General features: G+C 71.2%; 20 protein-coding genes. 14 read left to right on the top strand and 6 right to left on the bottom strand.

Annotation, left to right across the window (positions count from 1 at the left end):
• Positions 1 to 7: 7 nt before the first annotated feature.
• A complete protein-coding gene (locus ACP56T_RS06950; protein ID WP_430911392.1) occupies positions 8 to 2,905 on the bottom strand; it encodes a phosphoenolpyruvate carboxylase in 2,898 nt (965 codons plus the stop codon).
• A 164-nt stretch (positions 2,906 to 3,069) separates the two neighbouring features.
• Here ACP56T_RS06950 and ACP56T_RS06945 point away from each other — a divergent pair, with 164 nt between their 5' ends.
• The 3 genes from ACP56T_RS06945 to ACP56T_RS06935 are packed head-to-tail and all read left to right on the top strand — an operon-like array spanning position 3,070 to position 4,770.
• On the top strand, positions 3,070 to 3,318 hold the full coding sequence (locus ACP56T_RS06945; RefSeq protein ID WP_430911391.1) for a hypothetical protein: 249 nt from the start codon (positions 3,070 to 3,072) through the stop codon (positions 3,316 to 3,318).
• Positions 3,315 to 4,313, top strand: coding sequence for a hypothetical protein (locus tag ACP56T_RS06940; protein ID WP_430911390.1), 999 nt, complete (start codon positions 3,315 to 3,317; stop codon positions 4,311 to 4,313). Before ACP56T_RS06945 ends, ACP56T_RS06940 begins: the two co-directional genes overlap by 4 nt.
• Positions 4,314 to 4,341: 28 nt before the next feature.
• Positions 4,342 to 4,770, top strand: a complete 429-nt coding sequence (locus ACP56T_RS06935; protein WP_430911490.1) for a cupin domain-containing protein — start codon at positions 4,342 to 4,344, stop codon at positions 4,768 to 4,770.
• A gap of 2 nt (positions 4,771 to 4,772) precedes the next feature.
• Here ACP56T_RS06935 and yddG read toward each other — a convergent pair whose 3' ends face one another.
• From yddG to ACP56T_RS06920, 3 genes are all read right to left on the bottom strand, one after another.
• The gene (gene yddG, locus ACP56T_RS06930; RefSeq protein ID WP_430911389.1) at positions 4,773 to 5,657 is read right to left on the bottom strand and encodes an aromatic amino acid exporter YddG; all 885 of its coding nucleotides are present in this window, start codon (positions 5,655 to 5,657) and stop codon (positions 4,773 to 4,775) included.
• 65 nt (positions 5,658 to 5,722) lie between these two features.
• On the bottom strand, positions 5,723 to 6,451 hold the full coding sequence (gene phbB, locus ACP56T_RS06925) for an acetoacetyl-CoA reductase (RefSeq protein WP_430911388.1): 729 nt from the start codon (positions 6,449 to 6,451) through the stop codon (positions 5,723 to 5,725).
• A 154-nt stretch (positions 6,452 to 6,605) separates the two neighbouring features.
• Positions 6,606 to 7,790: an acetyl-CoA C-acetyltransferase gene (locus ACP56T_RS06920; protein ID WP_430911387.1), complete on the bottom strand. Its 1,185-nt coding sequence runs from the start codon at positions 7,788 to 7,790 to the stop codon at positions 6,606 to 6,608.
• A gap of 326 nt (positions 7,791 to 8,116) precedes the next feature.
• Between ACP56T_RS06920 and phaR the strand changes: the two genes are divergently transcribed.
• The gene (gene phaR / locus ACP56T_RS06915) at positions 8,117 to 8,716 is read left to right on the top strand and encodes a polyhydroxyalkanoate synthesis repressor PhaR (protein ID WP_430911386.1); all 600 of its coding nucleotides are present in this window, start codon (positions 8,117 to 8,119) and stop codon (positions 8,714 to 8,716) included.
• A gap of 105 nt (positions 8,717 to 8,821) precedes the next feature.
• Positions 8,822 to 9,079, top strand: a complete 258-nt coding sequence (locus ACP56T_RS06910) for a hypothetical protein (protein ID WP_430911385.1) — start codon at positions 8,822 to 8,824, stop codon at positions 9,077 to 9,079.
• Positions 9,080 to 9,189: 110 nt separating this feature from the next.
• Here the strand turns inward: ACP56T_RS06910 and rpmF are convergent, their stop codons facing one another.
• Positions 9,190 to 9,378 carry a 50S ribosomal protein L32 gene (gene rpmF, locus ACP56T_RS06905; protein WP_003601373.1) on the bottom strand — a complete coding sequence of 63 codons (189 nt, stop codon included), beginning with the start codon at positions 9,376 to 9,378 and terminating at the stop codon, positions 9,190 to 9,192.
• Between the two features lie 297 nt (positions 9,379 to 9,675).
• Between rpmF and ACP56T_RS06900 the strand changes: the two genes are divergently transcribed.
• Positions 9,676 to 10,047, top strand: coding sequence for a ComEA family DNA-binding protein (locus ACP56T_RS06900; RefSeq protein WP_430911384.1), 372 nt, complete (start codon positions 9,676 to 9,678; stop codon positions 10,045 to 10,047).
• Between the two features lie 155 nt (positions 10,048 to 10,202).
• Positions 10,203 to 10,832, top strand: coding sequence for a ribonuclease D (locus tag ACP56T_RS06895; RefSeq protein ID WP_430911383.1), 630 nt, complete (start codon positions 10,203 to 10,205; stop codon positions 10,830 to 10,832).
• 5 nt (positions 10,833 to 10,837) lie between these two features.
• Here the strand turns inward: ACP56T_RS06895 and ACP56T_RS06890 are convergent, their stop codons facing one another.
• Positions 10,838 to 12,088 (bottom strand): caspase family protein, encoded by a 1,251-nt coding sequence (locus ACP56T_RS06890; protein ID WP_430911382.1) that lies wholly within the window; start codon positions 12,086 to 12,088, stop codon positions 10,838 to 10,840.
• A gap of 256 nt (positions 12,089 to 12,344) precedes the next feature.
• Between ACP56T_RS06890 and ACP56T_RS06885 the strand changes: the two genes are divergently transcribed.
• From ACP56T_RS06885 to ACP56T_RS06855, 7 genes are all read left to right on the top strand, one after another.
• A complete protein-coding gene (locus ACP56T_RS06885; RefSeq protein WP_430911381.1) occupies positions 12,345 to 13,070 on the top strand; it encodes a lipopolysaccharide-assembly, LptC-related protein in 726 nt (241 codons plus the stop codon).
• Positions 13,067 to 13,807, top strand: coding sequence for an LptA/OstA family protein (locus ACP56T_RS06880; RefSeq protein WP_430911380.1), 741 nt, complete (start codon positions 13,067 to 13,069; stop codon positions 13,805 to 13,807). The genes ACP56T_RS06885 and ACP56T_RS06880 overlap by 4 nt, the downstream gene beginning before the upstream one ends.
• A gap of 11 nt (positions 13,808 to 13,818) precedes the next feature.
• Positions 13,819 to 14,682 carry an LPS export ABC transporter ATP-binding protein gene (gene lptB, locus ACP56T_RS06875; protein WP_430911489.1) on the top strand — a complete coding sequence of 288 codons (864 nt, stop codon included), beginning with the start codon at positions 13,819 to 13,821 and terminating at the stop codon, positions 14,680 to 14,682.
• A 254-nt stretch (positions 14,683 to 14,936) separates the two neighbouring features.
• Positions 14,937 to 16,490 carry an RNA polymerase factor sigma-54 gene (gene rpoN / locus ACP56T_RS06870; RefSeq protein WP_430911379.1) on the top strand — a complete coding sequence of 518 codons (1,554 nt, stop codon included), beginning with the start codon at positions 14,937 to 14,939 and terminating at the stop codon, positions 16,488 to 16,490.
• A gap of 87 nt (positions 16,491 to 16,577) precedes the next feature.
• Positions 16,578 to 17,174, top strand: a complete 597-nt coding sequence (locus ACP56T_RS06865) for a ribosome hibernation promotion factor (protein ID WP_430911378.1) — start codon at positions 16,578 to 16,580, stop codon at positions 17,172 to 17,174.
• Positions 17,175 to 17,283: 109 nt separating this feature from the next.
• Positions 17,284 to 17,751 (top strand): PTS IIA-like nitrogen regulatory protein PtsN, encoded by a 468-nt coding sequence (gene ptsN / locus ACP56T_RS06860; protein ID WP_430911377.1) that lies wholly within the window; start codon positions 17,284 to 17,286, stop codon positions 17,749 to 17,751.
• A 6-nt stretch (positions 17,752 to 17,757) separates the two neighbouring features.
• Positions 17,758 to 18,099, top strand: coding sequence for a hypothetical protein (locus ACP56T_RS06855; RefSeq protein WP_430911376.1), 342 nt, complete (start codon positions 17,758 to 17,760; stop codon positions 18,097 to 18,099).
• Positions 18,100 to 18,107 lie beyond the last annotated feature (8 nt).

Raw genomic sequence — 18,107 nt, 5'->3', positions numbered from 1 at the left:
CGCAGGATCAGCCGAAGGCGCCGACCTCGTGCTGGATCATGCCGGAGATCTCGCGCACCTGCGTGAACATCGTGCGGATCGGCGCGAACAGGTTGGAATGCTCGGCCTCGTAGGTTCCCACGTCGCGCGGGCCCGCCGGCTCGCCGAAATTGAGCCCGAGCGTCGGGTCGGGCGTCACCGGGAAGATCTCGTTCAGGAGCGCCAGGCAGCCGTCGATGTCGAGGCGCAGGAAGCGCTCGATCAGCGCGTCGCGGGTCACGCCCGATTGCGGCCGGAAGCCGGGGATGTGCACGGCGAGGAACCAGATCCGGTGGATCAGGGCGAGGCGGATGGCGTGGAGCAGCGTCAGCCGCACGGACATCTTGCCGAGGTCGGGCGCCACATGGGCGAGGCTCAGCCAGTCCGTCGTGAGGCGGCCGAACAGGCGGCGCAGGCCCGGCGCGAGGTTCAGCCGGTCCAGGGCCGAGGCGATCACCACGAGTTCGTCGCGGCGGGCGTCGCGCTGGGTGCGGCGCGCCCGCTCCAGCCACATGGCCGGGTCGAGGCTGTCGATATAGGCGCGCAGCACGTCGAGGTCGCCGACGCTGGCCGCGTGCTGCACGAGGCGGAAGGCGCGCGAGAAGCGCACCGAATCGCGCCGCATGTCCCGGAAGAGGTCGGGCGCCCGCTCCGCCGCCCGCCCGAGCCCGTGCAGGGAATTCGCGAGATAGCCGAGCTGGTGCAGGATGGCGTTGTTCGGAATCGCGCGCATCTGGCGCGGATGGGTGATCATCGCCGGGCCGCCGGAATCGGTCTGGCGGGCGACGGGGCGCGAGCCGGTGCGGTCGATCAGGCTCGGGCCGAAGGTGCCGAGCAGCGCCGCGTAGCCGGGATCGTCGACAAGCTGCTCCATGTCCTCGCGGACGATGGTGAAGAACTCCAGCGCGAAATCCGCCTCGGCGTAGATCGGGTCGTCGGTCTCGTCGGCGCCCGCCTCCGGGTTCGAGAGCGCGTAGTCGGCAAAGCTGTCCTCCTCCGCCAGATCGAGGGCGAAGACGTGCTCGGCGATGCGCGCCATCGCGGCGCCGGCGAGCGCCGGGGTGCCGAACAGCAGGTAGCCGTCCGTGCCCTGGAAGCTCGATTCGAGCCGGACCCTGATCCCGGCCTTGCGGTTGCGGGTGCGGGCGTCCTCGGGAGCGAGATAGGCGAGGCGGTCGCGCAGCGAGGTCGGGTGCGCCCCTCGGCCGATCGATTCGCCATGGGTGTCGAAGATCGCGAGCTCGATGTCCGACAGGCCGTTCTGGAGCAGCAGCTCGGTGAGGCGGATGCGCAGCCGCTCGATCCAGAAGGTCGCGGCGAGCTGGCCGACATAACGGCCGGAATCCGAGTAGCCGAACTGCACGGTGAGCCGGCCGATGCGCTTGAGATACTGGCGCCAATGCGGGTTGCGCAGGGCGTCGTCGAGGACACGGATGCCCTGCTCGAGGGCCGAGGCGGTCTCGAAGAGCGGCGTGATCTCGAGCTTGTCGGCGATGCCGTAATGGCGCGCCAGCCAGAGGGCGGCGAGCAGGGTGTAGCCGGTCTCGGTCTCGGCGATGAGGAAGCGCACCGGATGGGTGCCGTCCACATGCTTGAGGATCTGCGCGATGGTCATCATCAGCCGCGCGGCCGAGGCCCGCTCGGCGGCGAGCGAGCCGAAATCGACGGCGACCGGGGTCACGTCGTTGAGCAGCGTGTGGATGGTGGCGAGATGCGAGCGGCGGCGGGCGGCGTCCGTGGGCTCGCCCACCACGTCGATGACCCGGCGCACGGCGTTGTGGATCTGGCTGGCGTTGAGCCGGAAATGCGGCAGCGCGTTCGAGAGACCGTGGGTGGCGATGCCGGAGCGCAGCACCGCGATGGCGTGCCGGTCGGCATCGTCGGTGGCGGCCGTGATCGCGCCGGCGAGCCCTCCGAGCAGCGCGCCGGCATCGGTCTGGGCGCGCTCGCGCTCGATGATGAGGGCGAGCGCGAAGCGGTGCACCGCTTCGAGGGAGGGCTGGTCGCCGAGACGCGGCGCCACGGCGAGCTGGCGGTTGACCGCCGCGAGCGCCCCTTCGGCGAGCTGGCGCACCACCTGCGTCGCCGGGATGTCGGGCAGATGGCGCACCACCCGGTCGAACTGCATGCGCTTCGATTCGAGGCGGTAGCGCAGCGTATCCCACCAGCCGATATCGGTGCGCCCGTCCGTGTCGCAGCCGACCCAGGAGGCGATGGCGAAGGGGCGGGGCACCAGCTCCGTCCAGCGGTCCGGCCAGCGCTCGCGGGCGGCATCGAGCAGGGCACCGTTGAAGGCGTCGAGCGCCTCGCGGGCGTGGTTGGCGGCGACGCAGGCTTGGTCGAACTCGTCGTCGAGGCTGATCTTCGCGTCGGGCCGGGTCGAGAGCGCGGCCGCCCGCGACAGGATCGGCCCGCGCGCCGCCTCGTCCGGCTCGCTCGCCGCCGCAGCGAGCATGCCGGCCACCGCCCTCGGCATGCCGAAGGTCGGGTGCGCGGTGAACACCACGGCGAAGCCCGTGCGCCCGACGAGATCGCGGAAGGTCTCGAAATCGCCGGCCGCCTTCGGGATCGCCGCGACGAGCCGCGTGGCGACCGCGGCCTCCGCGCCCTCGTCGGGCCCGAGCCCGACATAGTCCCGCAGCCGGGCGGCCCGTGCCGCGAGCGCCTGCGCCCGCAGGCTCGCGAACAGGCCATCGAGGTCGGCCGCGACGATCTCGCGCCGGTCGAGCTGCTTGGTGATCGCCAGGGTGACGGCCAGCACGGGATTGCGGAACGGATCCTCGCTCGACTGCCCGCGCGACTCCTCGACGAGGCCGAGCAGCCGCGTCTCCAGATCGCCCTCGGCGCCGCCGGTGTCCCGCCCCATGCCGCCGCTCGTCTCGTCCATGCGCATCGGATGCCCTTGAAGCTGGGAGATGGCCCGCCGCCGTATCGCGGCCGGCGGCGTCGCGTTCGGCGCGGGAAGAGCCACGCAAGGACCGTTCCGACACGGGGTGCCGGCGAACGGCGAAGGGTGCAACGGCCCTCGCCATCCTGTATCGCTCCACCCCGATGGAGACCATCCTGATCCTCGCGGCGCTGGCGGCCTGCGTCGCGGCCGGCGTGACCGTCGCGGCGATGGCGGCACGCGGCCGCCGGGCGCCGCTGCGCCTCTCGAACGATCTCGACGAGGCCGACGAGGCGCTGCTGCTCGGCGACGTCGCGCCGAAAGCGCCCCCCATCGACCGCTCGGCCGAGATCCTCGACCTGGAGCCGGTCCGCGACGAACGCTCCGGGATGAGGCAGGGAGAGACGCGATGATGCCGCGCAAGCAGGCATGTCCGGCAGCCGCCGGGCTCATTCTCGCGACGATCACCCTCGCGACGATCACCGGGCTTCTCCCTCCGGCCCTGGCCCAGGAGGCGGTGCCGGAAACGCCGGCCGCCGTGTCGCCCGCGCCGGAGGAAGTGGCCAGGCCGCGTCCGAAACCGCGCCCGCCCGCGCGAAAGCCGGCGGCGAGGCCCCCCGTCGCCCAACCGGCGGAGGCGCCGGCCGAATCCCAGGGACAGGCCGCTCCGGCCCCCGAGGGCGAGGGGAAGACGGAGCCGGTCCCTCCGGCCGAGAAGAAGCCCCCTGCCCGCAAGCCCGTCCAGCGGGCACCGAAGCCCATCGCCAAGCCGGCCGATTCCAGCGCGACCGATCCCAAATCCGCGGAGATCAAGCCCGCGGAGATCAAGCCGGCAGAGACCAAGCCCGCCGCCGCGCCGCCGCCGGCGCTTCCCTCGCCGACTCCGGCCGCCCTGGCGCCGCCCCCCGCCGTGCCTTCGGAGCCGCCCTCCGCCTGCGGCTCGCGGGCCGCGCTGTTCGAGGGCGAGCGGGGGTTTTCCGCCCATGTCACCCGGCTCGGCCGGGTCTCGGTGGAGAACCCGCTGCGGCCGCTGACGCCGGAGGTGACGCGCGTCCTCCAGCTCACCATCGGCGGCAAGGTCGCCACCGCCTACGGGCCGGACCTCACGGCGCTGCGCCGGGGCGGCTCCCCCGCCGTGCTCGAGGGCCAGCTCGGCGGCGGCATCCGCTGGGAGCCGGAGCTGCCCCTGCTGCCCGAGACCCTGACCATCGTGTCGGAGACCGGCGAGCCCCTCGCCCGCCTCGGGTTCCGCGCCTGCACCGATGCGCCGGCGGTGAAACCCGTCCCCGAGGCCCGCGCCAAGGACCAGGCGAAGGAGCGCAAGGCCGGCGCGCGCCGGGCCGGAGAGGCCCCGGCCCCCAAGACGCCGCCGGGCTTCCATCTGCCGCAAGGGGCGATCTCGCAGTGACGGGGGAGCAGGCATGACCGCGCAGACGATGACGGCGGCGCAGGTGATCGCGGCCCTCGGGCTGCGCCCCCACCCGGAAGGCGGCCATTACCGCGAGACCTTCCGCGATCCCCGCGAGGTCGGGGGCCGCTCGGTCGGCAGCGCGATCTACTATCTCCTCGATGTCGGCGAGGTCTCGGCCTGGCACCGGGTGGACGCCGCCGAGATCTGGCACTGGCACGCGGGGGCGCCCCTCGTCATCACCGTGAGCCCGAACGGCCACGATGCCTCGGCGCATCATCTCGGGCCGGACCTCCTACGCGGGCAGCGTCCGCAGCTCGTTGTGCCGGAAGGGCACTGGCAGACGGCCACCAGCCTCGGCGCCTGGACGCTCGTCGGCTGCACGGTCTCGCCGGCCTTCCGCTTCGAGGGGTTCGAGATGGCCGCGCCCGACTGGCGCCCGACCCCGCGCGGATGATCTTATCCGGTCCGGCGCCCGGCCCGCACCGCCACGAGGGCGCCGGAGACGATCAGGCCGCAGGCGATGCCGAGGGCCGGCGTCGCGGGGGCGTATCCGGCAAGGACGAGGATCAGCGTCGACAGCACCGGCGCGGCATAGGCCGCGACCCCGAGGAGCCGGATGTCGCCGCGCTTCACGCCGATGTCCCAGAGATAGAAGGCGGCGCCCACCGGGCCGATCCCGAGGGCGGCGATCGCGCCCCATTGGAATGCGTTCGCGGGCCGCACCGTCGTCTCGAAGGCGAGGTGGCAGAGGAGGCTCAGGCCAGCGGTGGCGAGGCAGAAGCCGGCGACCGCGTCGGTCGGCACCGCCCCGACTCGGCGCGAGAGCACCGAGTAGCCCGCCCAGACGAAGGCCGCCGCGAAGGCGGCCGCGTAGCCGGGGAGCGCCGTTACCGGAAACGAGACTCCGCCGCGCCCGAGAAGCAGCACGACGACGCCGGCAAGCCCGAGGAGCGCCCCCGCGACATGGCCCGTCCGCAATCCGCCGGCACCGGGCAGACGCGCGGAAAACAGAACGATCAGCAGCGGCCAGAGGTAGTTGACGAGCCCGGCCTCCGCAGGCGGAGCGAGCCGGAGCGCCGCGAAGTAGAGCGCGTGGTAGCCGAACAGGCCGCCGACCCCGAGCGCCCAGATCCGCCAGGGCTGGGCGAGCGCCCTCATGCCGGAGGGGCGCAGGAGCCAGCTCGCGCAGCCGGCGAGACCGCCGATGGCGAAGGTCATGGCTGCGAGCTGGAAGGGCGGCACAGTGCCGGAGGCGGCGGTGAACAGCGCCAGCAGCGACCACAGCAGGATCGCGCCGGAGCCGAGAAGGGTGGCGGCGGGGATCGAGGGGGATGCGCTCATCGCCCCGGCCGCTAGCATGCCGGGAGCGCGGCGTCCCCCGTCGGGAACGCCGCGCCCGTGATCGATCAGGCGATGTACTGGGCGCCGTTGATGGTGAGCGTCGAGCCGGTGATGAAGCCCGAATCCTCGGCCGCGAGATATTCCACGGCGCGGGCGATCTCCTCGGCCTCGCCGAGACGGCCGACGGGGATCGTCGAGATGATCTTGTTGCGCACGTCCTCCGGCACGGCCATCACCATGTCGGTGGCGATGTAGCCCGGCGCGATCACGTTGACCGTGATGCCCTTCGACGCGCTCTCCTGGGCCAGCGCCTTGGCGAAGCCGATCACGCCGGCTTTGGCCGCCGAGTAGTTGGCCTGGCCGATCTGTCCCTTCTGGCCGTTGATCGACGAGATCAGGATGATGCGGCCGAAGCCGCGGTTGCGCATGCCCTCGATGACGGGGCGCGTCACGGTGAAGGCCGAATCGAGGTTGGTCTTGATGACCGCCTGCCACTTCTCGAAGGTCATCTTGTGGAAGAGACCGTCGCGGGTGATGCCGGCGTTGTTGACCAGGATGTCGACCGGTCCGACCTCGGACTCGATGGTCCGGATGCCGGCCTCGCAGGCGGCGTAGTCGCCGACGTCGAACTTGAAGACCGGGATGCCGGTCTCGGCCTTGAAGGCCTGGGCCGCCTCGTCGTTGCCGCCGTAATTGGCGGCGACGCTGTAGCCCTTGGCCTTGAGGCCCTTCGAGATCGCGGCGCCGATGCCGCGCGTTCCGCCCGTGACCAGGGCGACGCGTGCTTGGGACATGGTTTCCTCCGTTTTCTTGATATCGCTGGACGGGCGCCGCTGTCGGGTCGCCCGCGAAGTCCGGTGTCATGCCGCGTGCGGATGGCGCCCGCACGCGGCATACATTGGCCCCGGCCTCAAGCCGAATACGACATGAGTCCGGGGCGATGGGTGCTCAGGGGCGCTCGACGCAGAGGGCGACGCCCATGCCGCCGCCGATGCAGAGCGTGGCGAGGCCCTTCTTGGCGTCGCGGCGCTTCATCTCGTGCAGCAGGGTGACGAGGACGCGGGCACCGGAGGCGCCGATGGGGTGGCCGATGGCGATGGCGCCGCCGTTGACGTTCACCTTGGCGTCGTCCCAGCCCATGTCCTTGTTCACGGCGAGCGCCTGGGCGGCGAAAGCCTCGTTGGCCTCGATCAGGTCGAGATCGGAGGGCTTCCAGCCGGCCTTGTCGAGCGCCTTGCGGGAGGCCGGGATCGGGCCGGTGCCCATGATCTTCGGGTCGACGCCGGCGGTCGCCCAGGACTTGATCTTGGCGAGCGGGGTGAGGCCGCGGCGCTCGGCCTCGGACGCCGACATCAGCACGATCGCGGCGGCGCCGTCATTGAGGCCCGATGCGTTGGCGGCCGTCACCGTGCCGTCCTTGGAGAAGGCGGGCTTCAGCTTGGCCATCGCCTCGATGGTGGCGCCGTCGCGGATGTACTCGTCGGTGTCGACGACCACGTCGCCCTTGCGGCCCGAGACCGTGACGGGGGCGATCTCGTCCTTGAAGCGGCCTTCCTTCTTGGCGGCCTCGGCCTTGTTCTGCGAGCGCACCGCGAACTGGTCCTGCTGCTCGCGGGTGAGCTGGAAGGCCTGGGCCACGTTCTCGGCGGTGGTGCCCATGTGGTAGCCGTTGAAGGCGTCCCACAGGCCGTCCTTGATCATGGTGTCGACGAGCTTCACGTCGCCCATCTTATGGCCGCCGCGCAGGTACTGCGCGTGGGGGGAGAGCGACATCGACTCCTGGCCGCCGGCCACGATGACCGTGGCGTCGCCGTTGGCGATCTGCTGCATGCCGAGGGCGACCGTGCGCAGGCCCGAGCCGCAGACCTGGTTGACGCCCCAGGCGGTGGCCTTCTCGGGGATGCCGGCGGCGATGGCGGCCTGGCGGGCGGGGTTCTGGCCGGCGCCGGCGGTGAGCACCTGGCCGAAGATCACCTCGTCCACGTCGTCGGGGGAGACGCCGGCGCGCTCGAGCGCGGCCTTGATCGCCACCTTGCCGAGCTCGTGCGCCGGCACCGTGTTGAAGGCGCCGCCGAACGAGCCCACGGGGGTCCGCGCCGCCCCGACGATGACGATGTCTTCGCTGGCTGCCATCTGAACTGTCTCCTCATCCCGGCGGCGTGGCCTTGGTCGGATCGCCCGCTCTGCCGCCGTCTGAGGGGGATGAAAGCCCTGAGGGGGCTTAAGTCAAGCATGCTCGCGAGACCGCGCGTGACGCATTCGCCGCGACGAAAGCCTATCGCGCCGCAACGACTTGGGGCGTGCACGGCACTATTCCGCGTGGAAGGGCGGCAGATTGATGTTTTCCACGCCCCCTGAAAGTCTTAAGGTCGTCTCCCGAGCGCGGAGCGGCTGCCGGCGGCGCGGGTGGACATGAAGGATACGGCGCGGGATCGACCGCGTTGCGAGAGGCCCCATCCATGGCGGAAAACGGCAAGGTCCATCAGACCGTCATCAAGAAATACGCGAACCGGCGGCTCTACCACACCGGAACCTCGACCTACGTCACCCTCGAGGACCTCTCGACCATGGTCCAGGGCGGCGAGGACTTCGTCGTCTACGACGCGCGCTCGGGCGACGACATCACCCGCTCGGTGCTGACGCAGATCATCTTCGAGCAGGAGAACAAGGCCGGCGACGACAACCTGCTGCCGGTGGCCTTCCTGCGCCAGCTCATCCGCTTCTACGGGGACAGCATGCGCACCATGGTGCCGAGCTTCCTCGAGTTCTCCATGGCGAATTTCGCCCGCGACCAGGACGGCCTGCGCGAGAAGCTCGCCCAGAGCTTCGGCCCCACGGTGTTCCAGCAGGCCATCGAGCAGCAGGTGCGGGCCAACATGAGCTTCTTCGGCGACGCCATGAAGATGTTCACGCATTTCGGCGCGGCGGGCCCCGGCGGCCAGCCAGGCCTGGCGCCCCCGGCGACGCCCCCCGCCGTGACGGGGCCGAGCGACATCGACGACCTCAAGCGGCAGATGGCCGAGATGCACGAGCGCCTGGAGGCGCTGGCGCGCAAGTAGCCCGGCGCCCGGCCATGCCGGTCCGTTCAGGAAAAGGTTGACGAACCGTTAACATCGGCCCCACCCTTGCAGCATCCGTCGCGGGAACGACGAGACGCGGGGCCGATGGCGCGATCTGGCACAGAACCGGGCGAGGAGCGGGACGGCACGGCCGTTCGCGCCCTCGCGCTCGTCCCGGAGACGGGCGCCCATCGCCGCGACGACGAAAAGCCCGCGCAAGGCCGTATCCGGCCGCCCGCGGGCTTCGTGACGCAGTTGCTGATGGGGGCCGATCCGGGCCTGCGGCCGTCGCGACTGTCCCGCACGCGGGACGCGGCGGCCCTCTATGCGAAGGCCGCGCGCCTGCTCCAGCATAGGGCCTGATTCACAATCAGGCCCTATGCTGCCGCTCTTCGTTGTCGCATCGGTCTCGCCGAAAACCGGAACCACTTTTCGGCACGATGCTCTCGCCTGACGAATCGTGCGCCCGGCCTTCAGGCCTCGGCCGACTTCACCTTGAGGACCTGGCGGCCCCGGTACATGCCGGTCTTCAGGTCGATATGGTGGGGGCGGCGCAGCTCCCCCGAGTCCTTGTCCTCGACATAGGTCGGCGCCTTGAGGGCGTCGGCGGAGCGGCGCATGCCGCGGCGCGAGGGGGAGGTTTTACGCTTCGGAACGGCCATGACGAGGATCCTGCTGGTTCAGACGGCAAAAGGGCGCCTGGAGGCTGAGGCTCCCTTGCGGGAGGCAGCCTCGGCACCGCATGCGGACCGGATTCGAGGCGGGCTTATAGCGCCGGGACAGGCCGCTGGCTAGAGCCGGATCGCGCCGGAGGATACGGATCCCCCGCACGTCCGTCGCGGCCGGTTCATCCGTGGGCCGCCGTCCATTAAGGCGCGGTTCAACTCGAGAGGCACAGACCTCACGGCGCACGGATGCCGCCTTGTCCCTTCTGCGGCGAAGTTCCGGGAGACGACGCCATGACGAAGCCCGTTTCGACCAGCCTGTTCCGCACCCTCGCCGTTATGGCCTGCCTCGCGGCCGCCCCGGCGCTCGCCCAGACGCCGAGCCCGGCGACCCCGACGAAGCCCGTGGCCCCGCCGCCGGCCGCTCCCGCCAAGCCCAGCGCCCCCGTCGCCGGCGCGCCGAACGCCGCCAAGGGCGCGCTCCTCGACATCAACACCGCCACGGCGGAGGAGCTCGACGCGCTCCCCGGCATCGGCGCGGCCCGCTCCGGCGCGATCATCAAGGGCCGCCCCTACAAGGGCAAGGACGAGCTCGTGCAGAAGAAGATCATCCCGCAGAACGTCTATGACGGGATCAAGGACAAGATCATCGCCAAGCAGAAATAGTTTTTGGGACTTGGCGTAGCGCCTTGGAAACCGCGCGGGCCCAAGCCGGGCTCGCGCGGACGAACCGCGGGAAACGCGCGTCTTGCGGCTCGGGGAGGCGGGTGATACGCGGCGAAAATCCGCTTGATCCCCAAAGACCTGTGTCGAAGCTCCGCATGCCCGCCCCCATCATCCGCCTCCACAAGGGCGACCTGCCCGACGGCTACGACCCCGGAGCGGCCATCGCCGTCGATACCGAGACGCTGGGGCTCAACCCCTTACGCGACCGGCTCTGCGTGGTGCAGATCTCGCGCGGCGACGGCGAGGCGGACGTGGTGCAGATCGCGCCCGGAACCGGCCCCGACACCGCGCCGAACCTGTCGCGGGTCCTCGGCGATCCGAACGTCCAGAAAATCTTCCACTTCGCCCGCTTCGACCTCGCGGTGCTGTTCCACCGCCTCGGGGTGATGCCGGGGCCGGTCTACTGCACCAAGATCGCCTCGAAGCTCGCCCGCACCTATACCGACCGGCACGGGCTGAAGGACGTGGTGCGCGAGACGGTGGGCGTCGACCTCTCGAAGCAGCAGCAATCCTCCGACTGGGGCGCCGAGACGCTCAGCCAGGCGCAGCTCGAATACGCGGCCTCCGACGTGCTCCATCTCCACGCCGCCCGCGACAAGCTCGACACCATGCTGGCGCGCGAGGGCCGCACCGCCATGGCGCGGAGCTGCTTCGATTTCCTGCCCACCCGCGCGCTGCTCGACCTCAAGGGCTGGCCGGAGACGGATATCTTCGCCCATACCTGAGCGGGTCAGGGTCCCTCGGCGGGCGCCGCGCGGCAGCAGCCGACGAAGGAGCGGTGGACCCAGCCGGTGCCGCCGCCGCGCAGCCGCACGCTGACCCAATCCCCCTGCCGGCCGAGCACGGAGAACAGGGCGTCGGGCCCGAGCTTCTTCAGCCGGATGCCGGCCTGCGCGCTCGGCAGGCTGCGCAGCGCCACCCAGTTGTCGCCGTAGGGATCGAGCCCGACCGGATAGGAGAAGTTTTGGGACCGCGCCGGCGGAAGATCCGCGCGCGGGCGCGGCTCCTCCCGAGAGCTCGGGGCGGCCTCTTGTGCCCGTCTCTCGGCGGGCAAGGGCAGGGGAGGCGGCAGGGGCTGCGGCAGGGCCGGGCTCTCGATGCGTGGCGTTTCCGGCGGCCGGGGCGTCTCAGGCGGACCTTCGGGGCGCGCGAGCGAGATGAAGCGGGCGCCGCGCACCTCGTTGTAATAGGCCGGCACCTGCTTGTGGTTGGCGCTCTCGGCGAGCCTCGCCACGTCGTCGCGCACCGATTCGCCGAGATCGATCAGGTTGAGGTCGGCCCGCTTGAGGCGGTCGACGAAGACCCGCGTGAACACCGAGTTCGGGTTGGCATCCGCGCCCGGCAGGCGGTCGAGGGCCTGCTGGCCGGCGCCCGCCGCATAGAGCGAGAAGACGCCCTCGGCCGGCTCCACGCGGGCGAGCCCGCGCGTCAGCCCGACGCTGCGGGTGCCGCTCTTCGGAAACGGGTTGTCGCGGCAGGCGTCGATCACCATCACCACCACCCGCGCGCCGCGCTCGCGCAGCTCCGCGCTGAGGTCGGTCTCGGCGAGCGAGCGGGTGCGGGCGAGAAGCTCCTGGCCGGGCTCGATCGCCGGGATGTCGGAGGGCAGCAGGTAGTTCGTGCCCTGGAGCGCGATGCCGTGGCCGGCGAAGTAGAACAGCACCGTGTCCCCCGCCTGGACCTTGTCCTTGAAGCCGCCGAACCGGCGCAGCAGCATCTCCTGCGTGACGGTGCCCGAGAGCAGCGTCACCCGGAAGCCGAGCGCTTCGAGCGTCGTGCCCACCGCCTTCGCGTCGGCGACGGGGCGTTCGAGCTGCGCCCCCGCGCCGAGATTCGCGTAGGCGTCGACGCCGACCACGAAGGCGAGCCGGTCCGCCGCCCGCGTGGCCGTCGCGGCGCCGAGCACGAGCAGGGCGAGGACGACGCCCGGCCCGAAGATCCGGCCGTGCCTGCGGAAGCGTCGTGTCTCGCGAGGGGTCATGCGCCAATGCCTGCCGGGCCTTACGAGCGGCCGGATATAGCCGATCCCGCGCGCGGAAGCTCCCACGCGCGCAAGCGTCACCGCCGGCGGCGCGCTTGCGAAAACCACTTAAGCGCCCGATCTCCCTCCCGTCATGGTTGAACAATTCGAAACGCTCAGGCCATAACTTCGCCACCGCGCGCGGGCACGTCCCGTGCATCCGGTCCTCGGTCCTTGTCGAGGCGAAAGGTCCGAGGCCGGCTTCTCCGGGAAAGTGATGTCTGTGGTCGAGGCCGTCGAGACGGGACTGATGGCGGGGCCGAACCCCCGCCGGGAAAAGGCCCACGCCCGCGCGAGGAATCACAGCGCCCGCGTGAAGGGCTTGCGCCTGGTGATTCCGCTGGCGGCCGGCGGCGCGATTCTGGCGCTCGCCGCCGTGACCCTCAATCCCTTCGGCGCGCTGGCGCCCTCGGTCGGCTTCGGCCCCGTCACGCTGTCGGGCACCAAGGTGCGGATGGAGAACCCGCGCCTGTCCGGCTTCCGCAAGAACGACCGGGGCTACGAGGTGACGGCGAGCGCGGCCCTCCAGGACGTGAGGAAGCCGAGCCTGATCGAGCTCGAGGCCATGCGCGGCCACATCGCCACCGACGACAAGGGCGGCATCGCCCGGATCGAGGCGGCGACGGGCCTGTTCGACACCAGCCGCGAATCGCTGGAACTGAACCGCGACATCCGTCTCTGGACCGACAAGGGCGAGGAGGCCCGGCTGAAATCGGCCTCCGTCGACTTCAAGGCCGGCACGGTGAAGTCGAAGGAAACCGTCACCGTCACGGTGCCGAGCGGATCGGTGATCGCCGACACGCTCGACGTCGTCGACAACGGCAAGGTCATCTCCTTCGTCGGCAACGTCCACTCCGTCTTCCATCAGGACAAGGCGGCCAAATCCGGCGAGAAGACCGGCGAGGCGACGATCCGCACCTCCTCCGCCGAGCCGACGCCGTGAACCGTTCTTCGCGCTCCCTCGCCTACGGGCTCGGCCTCCTGATCGCGCTCGGCGGCGCTCCGGCGCTCGCCGAGAAGCCCGCCGCGACGACGGCCGGCAAGAAGGATTCGGGCCTCGGCGCGCTGGGCGGCGGCGGCAAGGAGCCGATCAAGATCGACGCCGACCGGCTCGACGTGTTCGACCGCGAGAACAAGGCGATCTTCGCCGGCAACGTCGTCGCGGTGCAGGGCGACAGCACCATCCGCTGCTCGACCATGACGGTCTATTACAAGCGCGGCAAGGATGCCGCGAAGGACGGGAAGAAGTCCGATTCCGCCCCCGCCGAAGGCGAGGAGAAGGCGCAGCCGGCGCTGGGCGAGAACGGCATCCAGAAGGTCGATTGCGCCGGCCCGGTGACGGTGGTGCAGAAGGAGCAGGTCGCCACCGGCGACAACGCCGTGTTCGACCAGGCCGCCAAGCGCATCGTGCTCACCGGCAACGTCGTGCTCAGCCAGTGCCAGAACGTCACCCGCGGCTCGCGCCTCGTCTACGACATGAACACCGGCCGCGCGAACATGGACCCCGTGGCGGGCGGGCGCGTCTCGGCCCTGTTCGTGCCGGGCGAGAAGTCGGACAAGCCCGGCGCCGGCAAGGGCTGCCCGCAGCCGGCCGCAGCCGCCAAGGCCGCGCCGAAGCCGGCGGAAGCGGCGAAGGATACCGCCAAGGATACCGCGAAGACGCGGGCGCAGGCCAATTGAGCCCTGCCGTGCTGAGCTCCCGCCGCGCGGCGGCGGCGTCCACCGGCGCGGCGAAGGCGCCCTCCTTCGTGGCACGCCTGCTGGGCCGGGGCCGGCAGCGCCCCGTCGCCCCGGCGACGGACGCCGAGTTCGAGGCCGAGGCGGAGGGCGGCCCCGGCATCCTGTGCGTGCGCGGCCTGCGCAAGAGCTACGGCGCCCGCACCGTGGTCCACGAGGCGGGGCTCACCGTGCGCAACGGCGAGGCGGTGGGGCTGCTCGGACCGAACGGGGCCGGCAAGACGACGATCTTCTACATGATCACCGGGCTGGTCTCCGCCGATCGCGGCTCGATCACCCTCGACGGCCTGCCGATCACGCAATTGCCCATGTACCAGCGGGCGCGGCTCGGCATCGGCTACCTGCCGCAGGAGGCCTCGATCTTCCGGGGCCTGTCGGTGGAGGACAATATCCGCGCCGTGCTCGAGGTGGCCGAGCCCGACAGGAAGGCCCGCGAGCGCAAGCTCGACGAGCTTCTGGAGGAATTCGACATCGCGCGGCTGCGCAAGTCGCCCTCCATCGCGCTCTCCGGCGGCGAGCGGCGACGCTGCGAGATCGCCCGCGCGCTCGCCTCCAACCCGAGCTTCATGCTGCTCGACGAGCCCTTCGCCGGCATCGACCCGATCGCGGTGGGCGACATCCAGGATCTGGTGAAGCACCTCAAGGGGCGCGGGATCGGCGTGCTCATCACCGACCACAACGTGCGCGAGACGCTGGGCCTCATCGACAGGGCCTATATCGCCCATTCCGGCCGCATCCTCACCGAGGGCACGCCCGAGCAGATCGTGGCCGACCCCGAGGCGCGCCGGCTCTATCTCGGCGAGGATTTCCGGCTGTAGCCCTTCGCCGGGACCCGATCGGCGCCGCGAGCGCTTGCCGCCAAGCGAAAGCCTTCCTTCAGCACCGTCCCGGATGATGGGAGCGGCTGTGTCCCGCCGGCCACGTTCCGAACGGGCCGGTCGATAACCGTTCATCACGTTTTGACGTGGGCGCGGGTTGGGGCTAGACCTCGGTCAACCACGAATGCAAGACTCGTGCCGAGGCCCGCAGGGGATCGGCGGGCAGGGTCTGCGGAAAAGGGGCGGCCACCGCGATGAGCTTGCTGCAACGGCTGGAAATGCGCCAGGGCCAGGCCCTGGTGATGACGCCACAGCTCTTGCAGGCGATCAAGCTCCTCCAGCTCTCGCAGCTCGATCTCGCGGCCTATGTCGACGCCGAGCTGGAGCGCAACCCGCTGCTCGAGCGGGTCGAGGGCGATGCCTCCGAGCCCCGCGAGGCCGCCGAGGGCGCCCCGGAACCGGATTTCGGCGGCGCGGAGGCCGGAGGCGGCGAGGATTGGAGCCCCCCCGAACTCAACCCCGCCAGCGGCGAGATCGAGACCGACCACGACACCCGCCTCGACAACGTCTTCCAGGACGAGCTGCCCACCGCCGCCCGCGACAGCGTCGCCGAGGGCGGGGCGGGGGACATGCTCTCCCTGACGCCCGCGCCCTACGGCAGCAGCGGCGGCAGCTTCGACTCGGACGCGCCCGACTTCGAGGCGACGCTGACCGTCGAGACCTCCCTGCGCGAGCATCTCGCCGCCCAGCTCGATCTCGCCACCCGCGATCCCGTCGACCGCCTCATCGGCGGCTTCCTGATCGATGCCGTGGACGAGGCGGGCTACATGCGCGAGCCCATCGACGCGGTGGCCGAGCGGCTCGGCAGCGGCATCGACGACGTGGCCCGCATGCTGAAGCTCGTGCAGAGCTTCGATCCGCCCGGCGTCGCCGCCCGCGACCTCGCCGAGTGCCTGGCGATCCAGCTCCGCGAGCAGGACCGCTTCGATCCCGCCATGCAGGCCCTGGTCTCGCGCCTGGACCTCGTGGCCAAGCGCGATTTTCCGTCGCTGCGCCGCCTCTGCGGCGTCGACGACGAGGATCTCGTGGAGATGCTGGCGGAATTGCGCCGGCTCGACCCGAAGCCCGGCCGCGCCTTCGGCTCCAGCGCCGTGGAGGTGCTGATCCCCGACGTGTTCGTGCGCGCGGCGCCGGACGGGTCCTGGCTGGTGGAGCTTAACGGCGAGGCCCTGCCCCGCGTCCTCGTGAACCAGAGCTACTATGCCCGCGTCTCGCGCGGCGCGGTGGCCGACGGCGACAAGTCCTTCCTCTCCGAGTGCCTCCAGACCGCCAATTGGCTGACCCGCAGCCTCGAGCAGCGCGCCCGCACCATCCTGAAGGTCGCCACCGAGATCGTGCGCCAGCAGGACGGATTCTTCCTGCACGGGGTCTCGCATCTGCGCCCGCTCAACCTGAAGACGGTCGCCGAAGCGATCGGCATGCACGAATCCACGGTCTCCCGCGTGACCTCGAACAAGGCCATCGGCACCAGCCGGGGCACCCTGGAGATGAAGTACTTCTTCACCGCCGCCATTCCCGGCGCGGCGGGCGCCGCCTCGCATTCGTCGGAGGCCGTGCGCCACCGCATCCGCCAGCTCGTCGACGGCGAGACCCCGAACGACGTGCTGTCGGACGACGCGCTGGTGCAGCGCCTGCGCGGGGAGGGCGTCGACATTGCCCGCCGCACGGTGGCGAAGTACCGGGAATCGCTGCGCATTCCCTCCTCGATCGAACGCCGCCGCGAGCATGTCGGACATGCCGGCCGGTGACGCTGCGCCCTCTCGGCACGCGTTGACTTCCGGGCGGCGCGCTCCTTAACTCCGTGCCCGGCAAACCGCCGGCGAAGCGGAGGTCACATGGGGGCATTGCGCGTCACGGGCCACGGCCTGGACCTGGGAGAATCCCTGCGGGGACGGGTCGACGAGCGCATGGCGGCGACGATCGCGAAGTATCTCGACAGCCATATGGGCGACACCTGCTCCGGGCATGTCACCCTGCGTCGCGACGGCACCGCATACCGCACCGATTGCGTGCTCCACCTCGTCTCCGGCCTGACCATCGAGGCCACCGGCGCCGCGCACGACCCGCGCGCCAGCTTCGAGCAGACGGCCGACCGGCTGGAGAAGCGCCTGAGGCGCTACAAGCACAAGCTCAAGGACCACGGCGCCGCCGCCCATAACGGCGCCACCGTCGAGGCGGCCTATGCCGTGTTCGCGGCGCCCGAGGACGACGAGGACGAGCCCGACGAGGATGCCGGCGCCGAGGCCCACCCCCCGGTGGTCGCTGAGAGCACCAAGACCCTCCAGCGCCGCTCGGTGAGCGAGGCCGTCACCGCCCTCGATCTCACGGGGGCGCCGGTGATCGTCTTCGTTCACGCTGGCACCGGACGCATCAACGTCGTATACCGGCGCAGCGACGGGGCGATCGGCTGGGTGGATCCGCCGGCGGCCTGATCCGGGCCGCGGCGGGACTGGAACCGGCCCGAGGCCCGTTGATTGGTTGTGGGGACGCAACCGGCCGCTGGCCGGCTCGGGTCCCCACCCACGGGGGGCTGCTTCCTTCATGCCGATGCTGGAGTTCCTCGATCCGAATTCCGTCGTGCCCGCCCTGCGCGCCCGCGCCAAGAAGCAGGTGCTTCAGGAACTGAGCGCGGAGGCCGTGCGCCGGCTCCCCGCCCTCGACGAGCGCGAGGTGTTCGAGACGCTTCTTCAGCGCGAGCGCCTCGGCTCCACCGGCATCGGCGACGGCGTGGCGATCCCGCACGGCAAGCTCGCGCGCCTCGACCGGCTGTTCGGCCTCGTCGCCCGGCTCGAACGGCCGGTGGATTTCGAGGCGCTGGACGGGCAGCCCGTGGACATCGCCTTCCTGCTGCTCGCCCCCGAGAGCGCGGGGGCCGACCACCTCAAGGCGCTGGCCCAGGTGGCGCGGGTGCTACGCGAGCCCGGCATGCTGGAGCGTATCCGCGCCGCCCGCGACGCCAGCGCGCTCTATGCGCTGCTCACCCACACCTCGGCCTCGCAGGCGGCCTGACCCTTGGTGCGCCGCTCCATCGCCCGCCCGCTCCTCGCGGCGACGGCCTTCCTCGGCCTAGGGGCCGGCGTCGCATGGGCGCAGGCGAGCGCCGACGGCACCTGCGCCAGGGACACCCTGGTCGCGCAGTCGATGCAGCGCCAGGCCATCGACCAGCTCGAACAGACCGACGGCGACGAGGCCAAGAGTTGCCGGATCTGGCGGCGCCATGTGGAGACCATGCGCCGCGTGGCCGCCGTCTACGGGCGCTGCCTCTCCGGCTCCGAGCGCAACGAGCGGCTCGCGCAGGTCCAGGGCTCGGAGAAGGAGTTTTCCGGGCTGCTGAAGACCCGCTGCCGCGGCCAGTAGAGCCGGCG

The sequence above is a fragment of the Methylobacterium endophyticum genome (genome assembly GCF_050591105.1).
GTDB lineage: Bacteria > Pseudomonadota > Alphaproteobacteria > Rhizobiales > Beijerinckiaceae > Methylobacterium.
The sequence above is the reverse complement of the archived record's forward strand: the minus strand, read 5'-3'. Positions and strand labels throughout refer to the sequence as shown.